The sequence below is a fragment of the Achromobacter sp. genome, from assembly GCF_050285585.1.
In the GTDB taxonomy this organism is placed as follows: domain Bacteria; phylum Pseudomonadota; class Gammaproteobacteria; order Burkholderiales; family Burkholderiaceae_B; genus Achromobacter.
The window spans coordinates 1-17,930 of sequence record NZ_JBLZXF010000036.1 but is presented as its reverse complement, the minus strand read 5'-3'; the positions used below and the strand labels follow the sequence as shown (position 1 = coordinate 17,930).

15 protein-coding genes and 1 pseudogene are annotated in these 17,930 nt (G+C 64.5%); 7 read left to right on the top strand and 9 right to left on the bottom strand.

The annotated features are described in order from the left end of the window. Positions 1 to 471 precede the first annotated feature (471 nt). Together ACN6PJ_RS26925 and ACN6PJ_RS26920 are read left to right on the top strand one after the other, a co-directional pair. A complete protein-coding gene (locus ACN6PJ_RS26925) occupies positions 472 to 1,209 on the top strand; it encodes a LysM peptidoglycan-binding domain-containing protein (protein ID WP_427998833.1) in 738 nt (245 codons plus the stop codon). Continuing rightward, the gene (locus tag ACN6PJ_RS26920) at positions 1,197 to 1,622 is read left to right on the top strand and encodes a hypothetical protein (protein WP_427998832.1); all 426 of its coding nucleotides are present in this window, start codon (positions 1,197 to 1,199) and stop codon (positions 1,620 to 1,622) included. Before ACN6PJ_RS26925 ends, ACN6PJ_RS26920 begins: the two co-directional genes overlap by 13 nt. 293 nt (positions 1,623 to 1,915) lie before the next feature. Here the strand turns inward: ACN6PJ_RS26920 and ACN6PJ_RS26915 are convergent, their stop codons facing one another. The 3 genes from ACN6PJ_RS26915 to ACN6PJ_RS26905 are packed head-to-tail and all read right to left on the bottom strand — an operon-like array spanning position 1,916 to position 5,816. Beyond that, positions 1,916 to 3,439, bottom strand: a complete 1,524-nt coding sequence (locus tag ACN6PJ_RS26915; RefSeq protein WP_427998831.1) for an amidase — start codon at positions 3,437 to 3,439, stop codon at positions 1,916 to 1,918. 11 nt (positions 3,440 to 3,450) lie between these two features. After that, the gene (locus tag ACN6PJ_RS26910; protein WP_427998830.1) at positions 3,451 to 4,437 is read right to left on the bottom strand and encodes a Bug family tripartite tricarboxylate transporter substrate binding protein; all 987 of its coding nucleotides are present in this window, start codon (positions 4,435 to 4,437) and stop codon (positions 3,451 to 3,453) included. Next, positions 4,434 to 5,816: a D-serine ammonia-lyase gene (locus ACN6PJ_RS26905; protein WP_427998829.1), complete on the bottom strand. Its 1,383-nt coding sequence runs from the start codon at positions 5,814 to 5,816 to the stop codon at positions 4,434 to 4,436. Before ACN6PJ_RS26905 ends, ACN6PJ_RS26910 begins: the two co-directional genes overlap by 4 nt. Positions 5,817 to 5,938: 122 nt before the next feature. Here ACN6PJ_RS26905 and ACN6PJ_RS26900 point away from each other — a divergent pair, with 122 nt between their 5' ends. Continuing rightward, entirely contained in the window at positions 5,939 to 6,871 is a 933-nt protein-coding gene (locus tag ACN6PJ_RS26900) for a LysR family transcriptional regulator (protein WP_427998828.1), read from the top strand. Positions 6,872 to 7,087: 216 nt separating this feature from the next. On the opposite strand, the gene ACN6PJ_RS26895 is transcribed toward ACN6PJ_RS26900, so the two are convergent. Further along, the gene (locus ACN6PJ_RS26895; protein ID WP_427998827.1) at positions 7,088 to 8,053 is read right to left on the bottom strand and encodes a 2-hydroxyacid dehydrogenase; all 966 of its coding nucleotides are present in this window, start codon (positions 8,051 to 8,053) and stop codon (positions 7,088 to 7,090) included. Positions 8,054 to 8,238: 185 nt separating this feature from the next. After that, positions 8,239 to 9,234 carry a Bug family tripartite tricarboxylate transporter substrate binding protein gene (locus ACN6PJ_RS26890; RefSeq protein WP_427998826.1) on the bottom strand — a complete coding sequence of 332 codons (996 nt, stop codon included), beginning with the start codon at positions 9,232 to 9,234 and terminating at the stop codon, positions 8,239 to 8,241. A gap of 171 nt (positions 9,235 to 9,405) precedes the next feature. On the opposite strand from ACN6PJ_RS26890, the gene ACN6PJ_RS26885 reads away from it, so the two are divergent. Further along, positions 9,406 to 10,296 carry a LysR family transcriptional regulator gene (locus ACN6PJ_RS26885; RefSeq protein ID WP_427998825.1) on the top strand — a complete coding sequence of 297 codons (891 nt, stop codon included), beginning with the start codon at positions 9,406 to 9,408 and terminating at the stop codon, positions 10,294 to 10,296. Positions 10,297 to 10,389: 93 nt separating this feature from the next. Here ACN6PJ_RS26885 and ACN6PJ_RS26880 read toward each other — a convergent pair whose 3' ends face one another. Together ACN6PJ_RS26880 and ACN6PJ_RS26875 are read right to left on the bottom strand one after the other, a co-directional pair. Continuing rightward, complete coding sequence (locus ACN6PJ_RS26880; RefSeq protein ID WP_427998824.1) at positions 10,390 to 10,779, bottom strand: DCC1-like thiol-disulfide oxidoreductase family protein; 390 nt, start codon at positions 10,777 to 10,779, stop codon at positions 10,390 to 10,392. Between the two features lie 10 nt (positions 10,780 to 10,789). After that, positions 10,790 to 11,410, bottom strand: coding sequence for a DUF2239 family protein (locus ACN6PJ_RS26875; protein WP_427998823.1), 621 nt, complete (start codon positions 11,408 to 11,410; stop codon positions 10,790 to 10,792). A 210-nt stretch (positions 11,411 to 11,620) separates the two neighbouring features. Here ACN6PJ_RS26875 and guaB point away from each other — a divergent pair, with 210 nt between their 5' ends. The 3 genes from guaB to ACN6PJ_RS26860 all read left to right on the top strand — a co-directional run bounded on the left by guaB (position 11,621) and on the right by ACN6PJ_RS26860 (position 15,604). Further along, complete coding sequence (gene guaB / locus ACN6PJ_RS26870; RefSeq protein ID WP_427998822.1) at positions 11,621 to 13,081, top strand: IMP dehydrogenase; 1,461 nt, start codon at positions 11,621 to 11,623, stop codon at positions 13,079 to 13,081. A gap of 120 nt (positions 13,082 to 13,201) precedes the next feature. Beyond that, positions 13,202 to 14,794, top strand: a complete 1,593-nt coding sequence (guaA, locus tag ACN6PJ_RS26865; protein WP_427998821.1) for a glutamine-hydrolyzing GMP synthase — start codon at positions 13,202 to 13,204, stop codon at positions 14,792 to 14,794. Between the two features lie 132 nt (positions 14,795 to 14,926). Continuing rightward, on the top strand, positions 14,927 to 15,604 hold the full coding sequence (locus ACN6PJ_RS26860) for a SinI family restriction endonuclease (protein ID WP_427998820.1): 678 nt from the start codon (positions 14,927 to 14,929) through the stop codon (positions 15,602 to 15,604). A 52-nt stretch (positions 15,605 to 15,656) separates the two neighbouring features. Here ACN6PJ_RS26860 and ACN6PJ_RS26855 read toward each other — a convergent pair whose 3' ends face one another. Both ACN6PJ_RS26855 and ACN6PJ_RS26850 read right to left on the bottom strand, forming a co-directional pair. Further along, positions 15,657 to 17,165, bottom strand: coding sequence for a DNA cytosine methyltransferase (locus ACN6PJ_RS26855; protein ID WP_427998819.1), 1,509 nt, complete (start codon positions 17,163 to 17,165; stop codon positions 15,657 to 15,659). Between the two features lie 221 nt (positions 17,166 to 17,386). Next, positions 17,387 to 17,622: pseudogene (locus ACN6PJ_RS26850) on the bottom strand (IS256 family transposase); the annotation flags it as partial. Positions 17,623 to 17,930: the final 308 nt, after the last annotated feature.

The following is a 17,930-nucleotide window of genomic DNA, read 5'->3' as shown; positions in this document are numbered from 1 at the left end:
CTGCCCGCAAGGCACGCGCGCGCGGTCTATGAAGCCTATGCCAATACATTGCTTTATCTGAACCGGCTTCCCGTTTTGCGCCAGCGCTTCGGCAATCGTCTCTAACGATCCCGCGGACGCCGGCCGCACCGGCGCAGGGAGCCGGGGGGAGGGCGCCAATCATGGTTGGGGCAGGTGTTACGCCGTCCACGGCCAGCTCGACGCCGATACGGATTTCTCGGGCAGCCATGTCGTGGCCGCGACAGCGGGGCTCCGATTGATGTTCTGGAAGCAGGACTGGCTTCGAACGCCAGCCTCGCCTTCGCCTATCACGCCATGTCCGGATGCCGGCGCCGGCGCGCCTTGATCAGACACGGCTGATCGACTCAGGCAGCAGTTTCCGTCAAATTGGCAAGCGACCGGTTGCTAGAGACATGGCAACGGCATGCCCGCAATGCTAGGCAGCGGATCAATTGTCCAGAACAGGCGAACATGGCTGTGACTACACCGAAGAAGACAGGCTTTGAAAAATGGCAGGACACCATAAATCTGGCTGCGAGCGATCCTGGCTGGAACGCGTGGGACTGCGAAATCCAGACGGCGGTAAGTGAGTACAACCGTCATCTGTCCGGAACGGCCAACTATCGGCAATTGGACTGGCATCTCATCAAAGCCATCGCGTGGGTGGAGACCGGTGCGGAGAGTAGAAAATGGGGGACTAATATGATGCAGATTGGCAACCCCGGAGATCCAGGCCTGCGCGCTTTGCTGACGGGCAATGAAGGCGGTGAGCTGATAATTCCCGCGCCATGGAAGTCTCGGCTCACATTGGGTTCGGCCGTCACTGTCCCCTCTCACAATATCCGCGCGGGAGTGGGTTACTTGCTGATGCGCTTGGCGAACTATTCGAACCAGACCGTTCTCGACCCTGACGCCGCAATCTATGAAGTGGCGGTGCAGAGTGGAGATAGCATGTCCAGGATCGCCGCCGCCAAGGGTAGTACTGTGGAAATAATGCAGAGGCTGAATCCTTCTGCGCGCGTGCTCCGGATAGGTCAGGTGTTGAAATATCAAAAGGGATCTGTGAGGAAAGTCATAACCGGGTGGAAGCCAATCACAACATCGAATATCGCCACCTACTACAACGTTGGCGACAAAGATTATGCGAAAAAGCTGGATTACGCGCTGGTTGTGATGCGGACTGGCAAAGGTGTTGTATGCGCGCGCTAAGGGGCTGGCTGCTGGCGACCATCATCGGCAGTCTGCCTGGCTTGGCATTCGCCGATGCTTCTGTGTTAACAGGAGATTTCCAGGGAACCGGGAGAGCGTGCTCCGGAAAACTCTCCATACGCGCCGATACCATCGAATGGAAGTCGAGCTATAGTCTCTGCGCGCCGGGCGAATATGAGATATACGAACGCAGTCTGCAGGACGGGCGCGAGCGGTTCGTTTTCGTTTTGAAGGCTCCTGGCGAACGGTGCCGCTATCCAATCATCGAGGCGGAACACCATGGCGGCGATAGTTGGGAAGTGAGCGGCTATCAGTCCATGGAAGGATTCCTGAATCGGGACGTGGCGGGCTGGCATAACTCACCCTTGCCGGAAAGGCAGGTATTGTCCTGTCCGATGATTCGGCTGGATTGACAAAGCTGATCCGGCCGCTCGCAAAGCCGCGTCAGCACCGTGGGAGAAATGGTTGGGGGCGAGCGATCTCGCGCTTGGCGGGCCGCGCCTGGACCCTGGCCAACAACGACCGTGAATTCGGGAAAGGCGTCGACGATCTTCCATGCGCCGCAACGGTCGGCGAAGGCGCTGACGCTCTCCTCCCGGATATCGGCGAAGGCATCGACCGCTTTGACCTTGATATCGGGAAAGGTTCTGACGATCTTGACCTTGCCATGCAGGAGGATGCCTTTGTCGGTGCGAGGCCGTCGCGGCTACACCGCCGACACGTCGGCGTGCGTGTTGCCCTGCGCGCCGCCCGGCGGCGCCGTCACAATCGATGTCAACGCCGGCTCCGCCGGCTTCAGCGCCGCCAGGTCCGGCCGCGGCCGCCGCAGTTCCTCAGTGCCGGCGAATGCCGCTTCCATCCCCAGCGCCGCCGCCAGCACTTCTCGATCCCCGCGAAACCGTCCCACGATCTGCAGGCCGAAGGGCATCCCCTGGTGATCCCGCCCGCAAGGCAGCGTCAGCGCCGGATGCGTGGTCAGTGTGATCACATACGTCAGCGCCAGCCAGCGGTAATAGTTCTCCTGGCGCTTGCCGTTGATGGTCTCGGCATACAACTGCGTCCACGGGAATGGCGAGACGGGCGTGGTCGGCGACAGGATCAGGTCGTAGTCGTCGAAGGCGCGCTGGAAGCGCTTGATCAGCCGGGTCTGCTCGGCCTGGGCCCAGGCGCAGTCCTTCAGGCTCATGGCCGCGCCCATCTCGAAATTGGCGCGGGGGTTGGGGCCGAGGCTGGCCGGGTCTTTCTCGTAGGCGTCGCGCATGCCGGCCACGAAGGCTTCGGCGCGCAGCACGTCGAAACAGCGGTGGGCCTCGCCGAAGTCGATCTCGATGGGATCGCAGGCCGCGAACAGATGGCGCATGGCGGCGATCTTGGCGCGGAAGGTGGCGCGGATGCCGTCGTCCACGTCGCACAGCCCGAAGTCTTCGGTATAGGCCACGCGCAGGCGGCCCAGGTCGGCGCTGCCCGGCGCCAGGAACTGCAGCGGGTCGAGCGGATAGCTGAGCGGATCGCCAGCGTCGGGGCCGGCGCTGGCGGCCATCTGCAGGCAGGCGTCGGCCACGGTGCGGCCCATCGGGCCGACCACCGAGATCGGCGTCCACCCCAGCGGCTTGCGCACGCTCGGCACCACGCCGGGCGAGGGCCGGAAGCCGACCACGCCGCACTTGGCGGCCGGGATGCGCAGCGAACCGCCGGTGTCCGAGCCGGTGCACAGCGGAAACAGGTCGCTGGCCAGCGCGGCGGCCGAGCCGCCCGACGATCCGCCCGCGTTCAGATTCGGGTTGAACGGGTTGCCGGTGGCGCCCCACACCGTGTTGCGCGAGTTGGCGCCCGCGCCCATTTCCGGCACGTTGGTCTTGGCCGCCACGATGGCGCCGGCGCGGCGCAGGCGCGCCACCAGCGTCACGTCCTCGGCCGGCACGTGGTCGCGATAGATCGGCGAACCAAAGGTGGTGAGCAGCCCGGCGGTGGGTTCCAGGTCCTTGACGCCCAGCGGCAGGCCATGCAGCAGGCCGAGCGCGTCGCCCGCCATCACCGCCTGTTCGGCGGCGCGCGCCTCGATGCGGGCGCGCTCGAAGGCGGTGGCGGTGACGGCATTGATGTAGGGGTTGACCGCCTCGATGCGCGCGATGCACGCCTCCAGCAGTTCCACCGGCGACAACTGGCGCGCGCCGATCAGGCGCCGCAGTTCCACCGCGGATAACGAGACGAGGGAGTCGTCCAGGGTCATGAGGGTTTCCTTCAATCGATCTTGATGTTGGCGCGCTGCGCCACGTCGCGCATCTGCGGCAATTCCTTCTGGATCAGCGCTGCGCCCTCGGCGGCGCTGGAGAAGGCCGCCTCGAAGCCCTGCGCTTCCAGGCTCTTGCGCACATCGGGCGATTCCACCGTGGCGCGCAAGGCCGCTTCGAGTTTGGTCTTGACATCCGCCGGCAGGCCGCGCGGGGCGGTGAACATCAGCCAGGTGTCCATCGCCACCGACGGATAGCCCTGTTCGGCGAAGGTCGGCACATCGGGCAGGAACGCCGAGCGGGCCGGGGCCGACACGGCCAGCACCCGCACCTTGCCCTGCTTGCTCTGCGGCAGCGCGGCGGCCACGGTGTCGACCGAAAACGGGATCTGGCCGCCGATCAGGTCGGTCATGGCCGGGGCGCTGCCCTTGTACGGCACGTGGATCATCTTGATGCCTGCCGCCGCCAGGAAAGCCTCGCCGACGAAATGCGCGGTAGTGCCGGCGCCGAACGAGCCGTACGCCGGCGGTTCCTTGTCGCGCGCCTTGACGTAGGCCACCAGTTCCTTCAGGTTCTTGACCGGCACCTGCGGGTTGGCCAGCAGCGCCAGGCCGGTGCGGCCGACGATGCCGAGCGGCTCGAAGCTCTTGACCGGGTCATACGGCAGCTTGGCCTGGATCGCCGGGTTGACCGTGAAGGTGGTGCCGGAGCTGACCAGCAGCGTGTAGCCATCGGGCGCGGCCTTGGCGACATAGCCGGCGCCGATCGCGGTGCCGGCGCCCGCGCGGTTTTCCACCACCACGGTCTGGCCCAGTTCCTGGCCGAGCTTTTGCGCGATGACGCGGCCAAGCACATCGGTGGCGCCGCCTGGCGGAAAAGGCACCACCAGGGTGATGGGGCGGGTCGGATAGGCGGCCTGGGCGCTGGCCGGGGCGGGCGCGGCGAAGGCGCCGGCCAGGGTGACACCGAGGGCAATCAAGGCAGTCTTCATGGTCATGCTCGACAAGAGTGGTGGAGGGGCGGCGCGTCGGTTGGCGCCTGGGGGGCGGCCGCGAGTCGTTGCCCGCGGCTCAGGAAGTGTTCGTACTCTTCGGCCGGCACATACCGTCCGCCCGTGGTCCAGGCCAGGTGCGTGGCGCGCGCCAGATGCGGCAGCAGGCCGCGCTGGCGCAGCCACTGCTGTCCGGCCAGGCTGCCCAGCAGTTGGCGCGGTCCGGAAAACCCGGCCGCCGCCGACGGCTCGATGCGCAGGCCCTCGCTGTCGTGCAGCCGCGCCAGGTCGCCGTATAGCGTGTCGTCGGTCACCGTATAGACGCCGGCCAGCGAGTGGCCGACGGCGGCATACGCCAGGTCGGAAGCGCGCGGCACCGCCAGGCCGTCGGCCTCGGTCTGGTTGCTCAGGCCGATGTCGTAGACCGACGGCGGCACCGGCACGCCGGGCAGCTGGCCATGCCCGGCCATCATGCGCAGCAGAAAGCAGGGCGACTGCACCGGCTCGGCAAAGAAGCAGTGCGCGTGCGGGCCGTACAGCAGCGACAGGCCGAAAGCGATGCCGCCCGGCGCGCCGCCCACGCCGCAGGGCAGGTAGACGAACAGCGGATGGGCGGCATCGACCACGATGCCGGCCTGCGCGATCTGCTCGCGCAGCCGCAGCGCCGCCGCCGCGTAGCCCAGGAACAGCGAGGCCGAGCGCTCGTCGTCGACGAAGTAGCCATGCGTATCGGCCTGGACCTGGCGGCGGCCGGCGGCCACCGCTTTTTCATAATCGCCGGGGTGTTCCACCACCTCGACACCGCGCGCGCGCAGGCGCGCCTTCTTCCATTCCTTGGCGTCGGCCGACATGTGGACGGCGGCGCGAAAACCCAGCGCCGAGGCGATTACGCCGATCGACAGGCCCAGGTTGCCGGTCGAGCCCACGGCCACCTGGTATTGCGCGAAACAGGCGCGCGCGGCGGCCGTGCCGAGCTTGCGGTAATCGTCGCCGGGGACGATCAGGCCTTGCGCCAACGCCAGCTTTTCGGTGAATTCCAGCACTTCGTGGATGCCGCCGCGCGCCTTGATCGAACCGGCCACCGGCAGCGCGTGGTCGGCCTTGATCCACAAGCGGCCCGCGCTCGTCGGCAGGCCCAGCGTCTGTTGCATGGCGGCGGCTGCGCGCAACGGCGATTCGATCACGCCGGCCGAGTCCCGCAATTCGGGGAACAACTGCGCCAGCAGCGGCGCAAAGCGCGCGAAGCGGTCATGCGCGGCCTGCACATCGGCCAGGCTGAACGCCGCGCCGTTCGCCGCGCCGTCGGGACGGGTCCACAGCACCGGGCGCGCCGCGCGCAACGCCTGCAAGAAAGGGGAGGAAACGGGAGCCTGGGACGGGATCATGACTGCGCTTGCCAATAGGTAACGTCATCGAACGGTCACATCCTAGGCGGGGCGCGCGTGTTGCGGCAATATCAATTGCTAGAATTGTTCATTGCGTTTTACGCAAACCAAGGGCAAACCCGATGAACCCGCACATCCTGCAGGAAATGGCCGTGCGCTACTTCCTGGAAGTGGCCCGTTGCGGCTCCGTCAGCGTCGCGGCCGAGCGGCTGGACGTGGCGCCTTCGGCAGTCAGCCGCCAGATCGCCCGGCTCGAACGCGAGCTGGGCACTTTGCTGTTCGAGCGCCGCTCGCGCGGCATGGCGCTCAATGCCGCCGGCGAACTGCTGGCCGCCCACGCCAAGCGCGCGCGCCAGGAGGTGGATCGCGTGGCCGGCGAGATCTTGGGCCTGCGCGGCCTGCGCCAGGGGCTGGTGCGAGTGGTCTGCACCGAGGGCTTCGCGCATGACTTCCTGCCGGCCGCCATCGCGCAATTCCGCCAGCAGTACGCCGGCATCCGTTTTACGCTCGACGTGTGTTCGCAGCGCGAGGTGCCGGCCCGGGTGCGCGACGGCGCGGCCGACGTCGGCGTCACGCTCAGCCTGACTTCGCACCGCGACGTGCGGGTGGAACTGCGCATGCCGGCGCCGGTGCGCGCGGTGGTGGCTGCCGATCATCCGCTGGCGGGCCAGACCGAGGTGTCGCTGGCGCAACTGATGGCCTATCCGGTGGCGTTGCCGGACGCCGATTCCACGCTGCGGCAGTTGATCGATATCAGTTGCAGCCGTCAGCAGTTGCAGTGCGAGCCGGTGTTCGCCAGCCGCAGCATCGATGCGCTGGTGGCGTTCGCGGGAGCGGGCGGCGGCGTGACGTTCTGCGGTGAACTGGCGATCCGTTATCGCCTGCGCGGCGGGCAGGTGGTGGCCGTGCCGCTGCGCGACCGCGAAATGAACGAGCGCCACTTCGAGGTGCAGACCCTGGCCGGACGGGTTCTGCCGGAAGCCGCCAAGGCCTTCATCGCCAGTCTGCGCACGCAGGTGCAGGCGGACGGGGGCGGCGCCCCTTCGCCGGCGTGACGCGCGGGCAGGCCTTGCGGCGCGTCCAGGCAAAAAAAAATCCGGCCCGAAGGCCGGAAAAAGTTACAACAACAAGCACAACAGCTCGCCGGCACGAGCCAGTGCGATGAGAAATTTATCAGATATGCGATAGTTTGCAACCCGGAGTGTCCATGGCGTGGACATGCGCAGACCGCCGGGCAAGCGAGGTCGCCGCGTTGCCCGAGAACCCCCGCCTCAGCCTACCGGGGTGACCGTCTTGCCTTCGCGGAACCAGCCGTCCAGGTTGGCCAGCATCAGGTCCGCCATCGCCCGGCGCGTTTCATGCGTGCCGCTGGCAATGTGCGGCAGCATCACTACGTTGTCCATGGCGTTCAGCGCCGCCGGCGTGGCCGGTTCGTGTTCGAACACATCCAGGCCGGCGCCGGCGATGCCTCCGGCCTGTAGCGCCGCCACCAGCGCGGCTTCGTCCACCACCGTGCCGCGCGCGATGTTGATCAGCCAGCCTTGCGGCCCCAGCGCCTCCAGCACCGCCGCATCCACCAGGTGGCGCGTGGCGCCGCCGCCCGGCACCGCCAGCACCAGGAAGTCGCACTCGGCCGCCAGCGCCGTGATGCTGGGGCAATAGCGGTAATGCGCCGGCGCGTCCGCGCGCGGCTTGCGGTTGGTGTACAGGATCGGCATGTCGAACGCCTCGGCGCGGCGCGCGATCTGCATGCCGATATTGCCCAGCCCGACGATGCCGCAGCGCTTGCCGCTCATGCGCGTGGCCAGCCCGAAGCCTTCCCGCGGCCAGCGGCCGGCGCGCACGAAGCGGTCGGCCTCGGCGATGCGGCGCGACGCGGCCAGCATCAGCGCCAGCGCGGTGTCGGCCACGCAGGCATCGAGCACGCCTGGCGTGTTGGTGACGCGCGCGCCGCGCGCCTGCGCCGCCGCCACGTCGATGGTGTCGTAACCCACGCCAAAACTGAACACGCCTTCCAGCGCCGGCAGGGCGTTGATCAGCTCGCGCGAAGCGCCAAAGCGGCCACTGGTGGCGATGCCGCGGATCGCCGCGCCGTGTTCGCGCAGCAACGCCGCCTGGTCGGGGCTTTGCCACCAGCGGTGCACGCGGTAGCGCGATTCCAGTTCGGCGGTCAGTTCGGGCAGCAGGGGGCCGACCATCAGCAGGTCGGCGATGGGCGTGGAGGAAGTCGAGGTCATGGTGGCTGTCACGGTTGTTGCGGCGGCCCGCGGCGCGGGTCGCAAGGAAAAGGTCGGAGGCGGGACGGCCGCAAATGCGGGCCGTGCCCGTCCTGTGGGAAAGCGCGGGCAAAGGGCGCGCAGAGGCGCGCAGGGAGGGGCGCGGAAGAGGGAGGGGTGCGCGCCGCATCCCGTCCCTTGCCCGGTCATTGCACCTGGATATGTCGCGTCTTGATGATCTCCCCGTAACGCGCGCGCTCGCTGGCGGCCAGCGCCTGCAATTCCTGCGGCGTCGAGCCGTGCGCCACCGCGCCCTGCGATTCGAGCTTGGCCTTCATCGCCGGATCATTGGCCACCTCGCGGATCGCGGCCGATAGCTTGTCGATCACCGCCGGCGGCGTGCCGGCGGGCGCCAGTACCGCGGTCCACGAGCCGGTCTGCGCGTTCTTGACGCCCGCCTCGTCAATGGTCGGCACGTCGGGCAGAGCGGGCGAGCGCGTCGCGCCCGTCACCGCCAGCGCGCGCAGCTTGCCGGAATTGACGTACGGAATGGTCTCCAGCACCGAGGCGAACAGCATGTCCACGCGGCCCGCCATCAGGTCGGTCATGGCCGGGCCGCCGCCCTTGTAAGGCACGTGCATCAGGTCGGTGCCGGTGGCCTGCTGGAAAATCTCGCCCGACAGGTGTGGCGCGCCGCCGGTGCCGGAACTGGCGAAAGTGTGCCTGCCGGGTTGCGCCCGCGCCAGCGTCACCAGATCCTTGACGTTCTTGGCGGGCAGGGTGGTGGGCACCACCAGCACGAACGGCAGGTCGGAGAACAACGACACCGGCGCGAACGCGGTGGCCGGATCGGAATGCAGCTTGTAGATCCACGGATTGATCGCCAGCATGCCCGAATTGGCGAACAGCAGGGTGTAACCATCCGGGTTGGCGCGCGCCACCAGATCGGCGGCGATCTGCCCGCCGGCCCCGGGGCGGTTGTCCACCACCACCGACGCCGCCAGCTTGTCGCCCAGCGCCGCCGCCAGCAGCCGCGCCGAAATGTCGGTGCCGCCGCCCGGCGAGAACGGCACGATCAGATTGATCGGGCGCTCCGGGAACGGCGCGGCCTGCGCCGCGGCGGGCAGGGCGCCCCAGGCGGCCAGGGCCAGGGCCGCGGCCAGCAAGCGGCGGCGCGGGCGTGTGGAATTGCTTGTCTCCATGAGTCTTCTCTTTGTAGTGAGCGGCGCGAGCCGCGGAAAATCGATGCTGCGATGGCACTCCTTTGCGGGCCGGCCAATCAGGCCCGGACATTGCGGCCGAGTATAGGAACGACGGCAGATGGATGACTATTCGAGCTATAAATAGCATTGATCAATTCAAGGATTGGATCGATGGAATTCCGCCAGCTCGAGTGTTTCATCGCGGTCGCCGAGGAACTGCACTTTGGGCGCGCCGCCCAGCGCCTGTGCATGACCCAGCCGCCGCTGTCGCGCCAGATCCAGTTGCTGGAGCAGGATCTGGGCGTGACCCTGTTCGAACGCAGCAGCCGCCAGGTCGAACTGAGCGCCGCCGGCCGCCGCTTCCTGCGCGATGCGCGCCACCTGCTGGAGTACTCGGCCCGCGCCATGGCCAGCGCGCGCCGCACCGCCGGCGGCGACGCCGGTCATATCACGCTGGGTTTCACGGCGGTGGCTTCGTACCGGCTGATGCCGTCGCTCATCATGCGGGCGCGCAAGCGCCTGCCCGGGGTCGAGATCCAACTGCGCGAAACCGTCACCACCGATCTGTCGCGCCTGCTGCTGGCGCGCGAGCTGGACGCCATCCTGGCGCGCAGCGTGCCGCAACAGGCCGGCATCGAAGCCCGCCTGATCGAACGCGAGCCGCTGGTGCTGGCGCTGCCCGCCGGCTCGGCGCTGTGCGAGCACGAGGTGGTACCGCTGCGGCTGTTGCAGGGGCAGCCCTTCGTGTTGTATTCGCCGCGCGAGGGCAAGTACTTCTATGACCGCATCGTCGGCGCCTTCGGGCTGGCGGACGTGCAGCCCGACTACGTGCAGCGCGCCAGCCAGACGCATACGCTGCTGGCGCTGGTGCGGGCGGGTCTGGGCGTGGGCATCGTGCCCGATTCGGCGCGCGAACTGCGCCTGGCGGGGGTGGAGTTCCGCTCGCTGGGACAGCGCGACCTGTACGCGGACATGTACCTGGCCTGGCACGGGCAGCACGACAACCCGGCGCTGGGCGCGTTCCTGCGGCAGGTGGCTGAGGTTCTGCCCCCCACGGCTTGAGCAGGGGGCAATAGAGGGGGGAGTCGGCCCAGGCTGGCGCCGCCCTTCAGCGCGACGCGACGGCGTTCACCGTTGGCGTCAGGCGTCCGAAGCTCAGGCCGGCATCTTCTTTTTGCCCATCAGCGCCAGCGTCAGCGCGCGCCCGCGCCGCATGAAGGGATACAGCGCCGCCGACAGGCAGGGGCGGCGGAAGATGGTGGCGTTGACCTGGTTGAACAGATCATTGTCGGAGCTGATCAGCGCCAGGCGGTTGACGCAATCGGCGCCCCAGTAGATGTGTCCGTCCAGCCGCAGCAGCATGCCCTCGTTCAGGTCATAGCCGCGGTCGCGCAAATGCGCCACCAGGTCGGGGTGCTGGCGCATGTCGAGCAACTCGACCGGGCCGACGGCCTTGCGCGACTGCACCATCCGCACGTAGTTCGAGCAGAAGGGGCAATCGCCGTCGTACAGCAGGAAGTTGCGGGGCGGGGTATCCGCATCCAAGGCGTGCAGCTTACCGCGCGTCTTCGGGCCATGCCAGCGCCAGCGCGTAATCGCGCACGTCCGCCGGCCATGCGGCGACCTGGCGCGCAAAACCCGCGCGGTCATCGGCGTACAGCGCCCGCGTGGCTTCTTCGAAGCCCGGCAGGTTGCCGCCCAGGCTCGCCATGAAGTGATAGGCCGCTTCCTGCCGCTGGTGCCGCTGGTCGCGCGCTTCGTTGTCGCGGCGCGCCTGTTCCACCAGCTTGCGCAGCGCCACCGACGCGCCGCCCGGCTGCGCCGCCAGCCAGTCCCAGTGGCGCGGCAGCAGCGTCACCTCGCGCGGCACCACGCCCAGCTTGGGCCGGCCGCGGCCGCGCGGCGCGGGTGCAGCCGCCTCGGTAGCGGCATCGGCGTCGCCGCTCACCGGTGCCGCGGCCGTCGACGCGGCTGCGTAGCGTTTGCGGATGTCAGCGTCGCCGCCGCGCAGATCCAGGTCGACCTGCTTGCCGGTCTGGTCGTCAAACACCAGGACCGCGTCGCCGCCGTGCCCGGCCTGGGCCTGCTTGACGGCCAGCGCCACATCGGCGAGCACGCCGTGCGCCAGCAGGCGGTGGCCTTCGAACGCGGTATGGAAAAGAGGAGTCTGGGTCATGGTGGGGAAGGGGAGTTTATTTATCCGGATAAATATGACGAGACCATTGTGCACGCCCGAAAAGCGCTTGTCAATATAATCCGGGTAAAAATCGTGCAAGCCTAAGACGCCGATTGAAAAAAGTCGCAAAAATTCCGCCGCGACCTAGGGTCAACACCTAGTCAAAACAGGCCGGCGGCGTATAATCTTGCTTTGCGCCCGGAGTTACCCATGCGTCTCGTTCAAAAAGCGCTCACCTTCGACGATGTGTTGTTGGTGCCTGCGTATTCCGAGGTGTTGCCGCGCGACACCTCCCTGGCCACGCGCCTGACTCGCAACATCAGCCTGAATATCCCGCTCGTGTCCGCCGCCATGGACACCGTCACCGAATCGCGTCTGGCCATCGCCATGGCGCAAGAAGGCGGCATCGGGATCATCCACAAGAATCTCTCCGCCGACGCCCAAGCGCGTGAAGTGGCTCGCGTCAAGCGCCACGAATTCGGCATCGTGATCGATCCGGTCACCGTCACCCCCCAGATGAAAGTGCGCGACGCCATTGCGTTGCAGCGCCAGCATGGCATCTCGGGCCTGCCGGTGGTGGAAGGGCGCAAGCTGGTCGGCATCGTCACCAACCGCGACCTGCGCTTCGAAGAGAACCTGGACCAGCCCCTGCGCAACATCATGACGCCGCAGGAACGCCTGGTCACCATGAAGGAAGGCGCCACGCTCGATGAAGCGCAGGCCCTGATGCACAAGCATCGCCTGGAACGCGTGCTCATCGTCAACGACGGTTTCGAGCTGCGCGGCCTGGCCACCGTCAAGGACATCGTCAAGAACACCGAGCACCCGCTGGCCAGCAAGGACGCCCAGGGCCAGTTGCGCGTCGGCGCCGCGGTCGGCGTCGGTGGCAACACCGAAGAGCGTGTCGAAAAGCTGGTCGCCGCCGGCGTCGACGTGCTGATCGTCGACACCGCCCACGGCCACTCCAAGGGCGTGCTGGAAGGCGTGCGCTGGGTCAAGCAGAACTACCCCAAGGTCGAAGTCATCGGCGGCAACATCGCCACCGCCGCCGCCGCGCGCGCGCTGGTGGAACACGGCGCCGACGGCGTCAAGGTCGGTATCGGCCCCGGCTCGATCTGCACCACCCGTATCGTCGCTGGCGTTGGCGTGCCGCAGATCCACGCGATCTCCGAAGTGGCCAAGGCGTTGGAAGGCACGGGCGTGCCGCTGATCGCCGACGGCGGCATCCGCTACTCGGGCGACGTCGCCAAGGCCCTGGCCGCCGGCGCGTTCTCCTGCATGATGGGCGGCATGTTCGCCGGCACCGAAGAAGCGCCGGGCGAAGTGGTGCTGTTCCAGGGCCGCTCGTACAAGTCGTACCGCGGCATGGGCAGCCTGGGCGCCATGACGGACGGCTCCGCCGACCGCTACTTCCAGGATCCGGCCAACAACGCCGACAAGCTGGTCCCCGAAGGCATCGAAGGCCGCGTCCCCTACAAGGGCAGCGTGCTGGCCATCATCTACCAACTGGTCGGCGGCATCCGCGCCTCCATGGGCTACTGTGGCGCCGCCACCATCGATGACATGCGCACCAAGGCCGAGTTCGTGGAAATCACCTCCGCCGGGGTCCGCGAATCCCACGTGCACGACGTACAGATCACCAAGGAAGCGCCCAACTACCGCGCCGACTGATCCCCGTACAGTCAACTACAATGTCATGCATCACGCACCGGCAGAACCGCAAAATCAGTCAGCGGGTCTGCCGGTGCGGTTTTATTTACTGCGGTTTCATTCATTACCGGTAGAGTCTCCATGCACCAGCGCATCCTCATTCTCGACTACGGTTCGCAAGTCACCCAACTGATCGCCCGCCGCGTCCGCGAAGCCGGCGTCTACTCCGAAGTGCATCCGGGCGACGTCGACGATGCCTTCATCCGCGACCAGATGGCGCAGGGCCTGAAGGGCATCATCCTGTCGGGCAGCCACGCATCGGCCTACGAAGAAGGCTCCATGCGCGTGCCGCATGCCGTGTTCGAGCTGGGCGTGCCCGTGCTGGGCATCTGTTATGGCATGCAGTCCATGGCGCAACAACTGGGCGGCGTGGTCAGCTTCTCCGACCACCGTGAATTCGGCTACGCCGAAGTCCGCGCCCACGGCCACACCAAGCTGCTGGAAGGCCTGGAAGACTTCACCACCGCCGACGGCCACGGCATGCTCAAGGTCTGGATGAGCCACGGTGACAAGGTCACCGAGCTGCCTCCGGGCTTCAAGCTGATGGCCTCCACGCCGTCCTGCCCCATCGCCGGCATGGCCGACGAAGAACGCCGCTTCTACGCCGTGCAGTTCCACCCCGAAGTCACGCACACCGTGCAAGGCAAGGCCATGCTGGCCCGCTTCGTCAACGAGATCTGCGAATGCCAGGGCGACTGGAACATGCCCGACTACGTCGCCGAAGCCGTCGCCCGCATCCGCGAGCAGGTTGGCGAAGACGAAGTCATCCTGGGCCTGTCCGGCGGCGTCGACTCGTCGGTGGCCGCGGCCCTGATCCACAAGGCCATCGGCGATCAATTGACGTGCGTGTTCGTCGACCACGGCCTGTTGCGCCTGGACGAAGGCAAGCAGGTCATGCAGACCTTCGCCGAGAACATGGGCGTCAAGATCATCCACGTCGACGCCACCGCCCAGTTCATGGGCAAGCTGTCCGGCGTGGCCGACCCCGAAGCCAAGCGCAAGATCATCGGCCGCGAGTTCGTCGAAGTGTTCCAGGAACAGGCTGGCAAGCAGAAAAGCGCCAAATGGCTGGCTCAGGGCACCATCTACCCCGACGTTATCGAATCGGCCGGCGCCAAGACCGGCAAGGCCACCTCGATCAAGTCGCACCACAACGTCGGCGGCCTGCCGGACACGCTGAACCTGAAGCTGCTGGAACCCCTGCGCGAACTGTTCAAGGACGAAGTCCGCGAACTCGGCGTGGCCCTGGGCCTGCCGCCGCAGATGGTCTACCGCCATCCGTTCCCGGGCCCGGGCCTGGGCGTGCGCATCCTGGGCGAAGTCAAGCATGAATACGCCGAGCTGCTGCGTCGCGCCGATGCGATCTTCATCGAGGAACTGCGCAACACCAAGGACGAGGCCAGCGGCCTGACCTGGTACGAGCTGACCTCGCAGGCGTTCGCCGTGTTCCTGCCGGTGAAGTCGGTGGGGGTGATGGGGGATGGGCGCACCTACGAATATGTCGTGGCGCTGCGGGCTGTGCAGACGTTTGACTTCATGACGGCGGATTGGGCGCCGCTGCCGCATCCGTTGCTGGCTCGGATTTCCTCGCGGATTATTAATGAGGTGCGGGGGATTAATCGGGTGGTGTATGACGTGTCGAGCAAGCCGCCTGCGACGATCGAGTGGGAGTGAGTTGACGTGTGGTGATAGCCTGTCGCAAGCAGGCTATCTCATTGCAGCTCGTGCGCAATATACGGATTAAAAAGCTTGTAACAAAAAACCCAATCAATTACATTTCTACCCGTTAACACGGGAGCTAGTAAGATGTTCGTATCAAACGCGGAAGCCATAGCGCGACGGGCGATGAATCGGATTGAACCGAGATTGGCGGATAAGTACGCGAGTTTGATCAGATTTCTGGCAATGAACCCCGAGGCGGCGTCAGCAATGCGGGGGCGAAGGGGTGTGGAGCCTGGATCTGAAGCTTATATCGAATTGCAGGCTGACAGTTTTGTAGCGGCGAGAGCGCCTCGTGTGCCGTCACCGCCGGCCACTGTGCCGGATGAGATGGTATCTGTAATTCTTGGCAGCTACTTCAATATTGCCGAAAATGAGCTTGATAGAGTAAAACGCGAGCACCAGTTGTCAATGGGGGCTGAAAACCTCGTTGGTGAGCTTTTGGAGCGTTATTTGGCTGGAATTATGGAACCTCGGGGCTGGATATGGTGCTCCGGATCTATAGTAAAGGCAGTCGATTTCATTAAGCCTCCTCAAGATGCAAGCGAGTGCTGGAGATCGCTGCAGGTCAAAAACCGGGACAATTCTGAGAATTCCTCTAGTTCCGCTATTCGGGTTGGAACCACGATTGAGAAATGGTTCCGTACTTTTTCCAGAAGAAGAGACCTTAATTGGGATGCCTTTCCCGAAGAAGAAATACGCCCGTTAGTTTCAGAAGCTGGATTTCAGGAATTTGTGAAAGCCTACCTTGGGAAATTGAAGTGAACCTTGGCTAAGCGATAACAGAAAGACGAGCAGGAACAATAAGCGTGCTCTGTCATGCGGGTTCCTCGAAGAGTGTTCTTTGCGAGGATTCGGAGCTTATTGTGGTCTTTGCTTTAGATCGCGGTCGCTTCGTCAAGGCAGATGGTTGCAATGGTTCTGTTCTTTCGGAAGTGATACCTAGAAGCTTCCGGGTTGCAACTTCCCAACTTACTTCGTCGGTGCATTTGTAACGCGAATACGAGAAGCCAATAGGAGGAGATACGTCTTTACCAGCCATGTGCGCTAAGATAGCGCGGCCCACGGCTTCACCCAGTCCAACTGGAACTGCGTTTCCAACTTGACGATATTGATCTACAAGTTTTCCCCCAAGTGCCCAGTCATCCGGGAACATTTGAAGCCTCTTGTATTCCTGGATTGAAAGCGGGCGATTAGCGACAGGGTGGCAGATGTCGGTTGCGGGCATATTGGGCGATGTTACAAGAGTGCACGAAGGTTTGTCCCAGTGCAGTCGGCGCAAAAAGCCAGTTTTGCCTCCCCCTGAATAAAAGCTCTTACCCAAAGCCTCTTTTTGAAGCTCCAAAGGCAAATGTTTCCAGTACTGACCAGGCGACAGCATGCGGTAGAAGCGTAGTCGATCCTCCGGGAAATTGACATGGTCGCAACCAAGCGCGTCCATGCCTTCCATAGCGTCGCGGAAAGTTCTCCATTTCGGAAGACCAAAACTCCCGTCCTGGCTATGCGTTGGCATCAAATGGGGAAGTTTTGTGCCGTCCCGCGAGCAGATAAGAATTACCCGCTCGCGAACTTGGGGTACTCCAAAGTTTGCTGCATTGTATAGGTTAAAGGATATGCCGTAGCCACCTGCTCGCAGCATCTGAATTATATGAAGAAGAGCCCCTCCAGCCTTTTCTTCATAACCAGGGGCCCACTGTTCACCGCGCTCTGCATGAGGACGATGTGCCAATGGAGCTGAAAGTAGACCGCGGACATTTTCGATAACCGCGTATTTCGGTCGAAGCTCTAGTATTAGTTCGATGAATTTCAGGAAAACGTTGCCGCGCATGTCTTGGAATCCTCGACGCGCGCCGGCTGTGGAAAAGGCCTGGCAAGGGGGGCCTCCCACAATAACGTCGATTTCATCTGTCTCCGACAGTCGTGCCGCCTTGCGTATGTCCTGCGCAGAGTATTGCCAGACGTCCCCCAATAATGCCAGATCCGGACGATTCGTTTCGATCGTTTTTCGGCAGTGCTTATCCTGTTCGCAGGCCAGAAGCACATGAATACCGGCCTTTTCTAAACCGAGATCCAGACCCATGGCACCCGAAAAGAAAGAAAGTGCTTTCAACTTTGGGAGTGGACCCGACCGCCGTATTGCATGATCAATCGGTGCTTCAGTCTTATTAAAATTGTATCTTTCAAGAGAAGCGGGGGATACGAGCCACTGCTTGCCGATCCGTTGACCCTCAAGTTGATTGGCTCGTAGGAGCGAGCGGACGCGCTGTTGAGAAATTCCTAGCCGCGTGGCCGCATCTTTGACTGACAGAAAATCAGGGAGAGTCATTGGGTATGATTGTGGTTTCGACGCCGAAACCGATTCTATACCAAAACGTGCTGATCCGCATCCCTCAAAAATTTTCAACCATAGGGGCATAGGCGGTCAGATCTAAGAGGCTTTTTTTCGTCAACCTGTCTCGAGCTTTTTGTGGGATGAAAAGCCTTTTGGGGGAGGAAAACGTCCTAGATTTCTTGTTCTACCAGAGTGGCGCGCCCATGACTGCGACCGGTAAGCACTGTCTTGGCGCCTTTGCCATTGTGCTGCTTGGCGGCACCGCCGGCATAGCCCAGGCGATGGTTCATCTCGCCACCGAGCGCATGCTCGATCAATGCCTTCTTTGAAGGTCAGCGAGTCGGCGTTGATGGCTTCGGCCGTCATCGGGCCGTTGCCAGCCGACGCCAGCAGCTCTGGGGGGAGTAGCCGGCAGATCCGCCAGCTTGGCCCATGCGCGACGCTCCGGTATCTAAACGACGGAGACTCGTCGATCAACGCCTTGACTGGCGCAGCAAACTTCGCGTCGGCCTTCGGCGCCGACTTCGCTGCCTTTTAGTACACGGTGCGGCGAGGCACACGCGTTGCGTCGACTGCTGAGCCGCGGACTCGGCGTTAGCAATTCAAAACAATAATGCAGAAATCAGAAGTTCAGCACACCGAGGGCATACACCATTGTGGCGGATAGATGTCGGTGCAAGAAGACTTATTCGGAGGGAGCATGGTGGCCGTGCGAGAAGCGGGATTCTACGAGTCGGACAACTACAGCGTGACGCTACG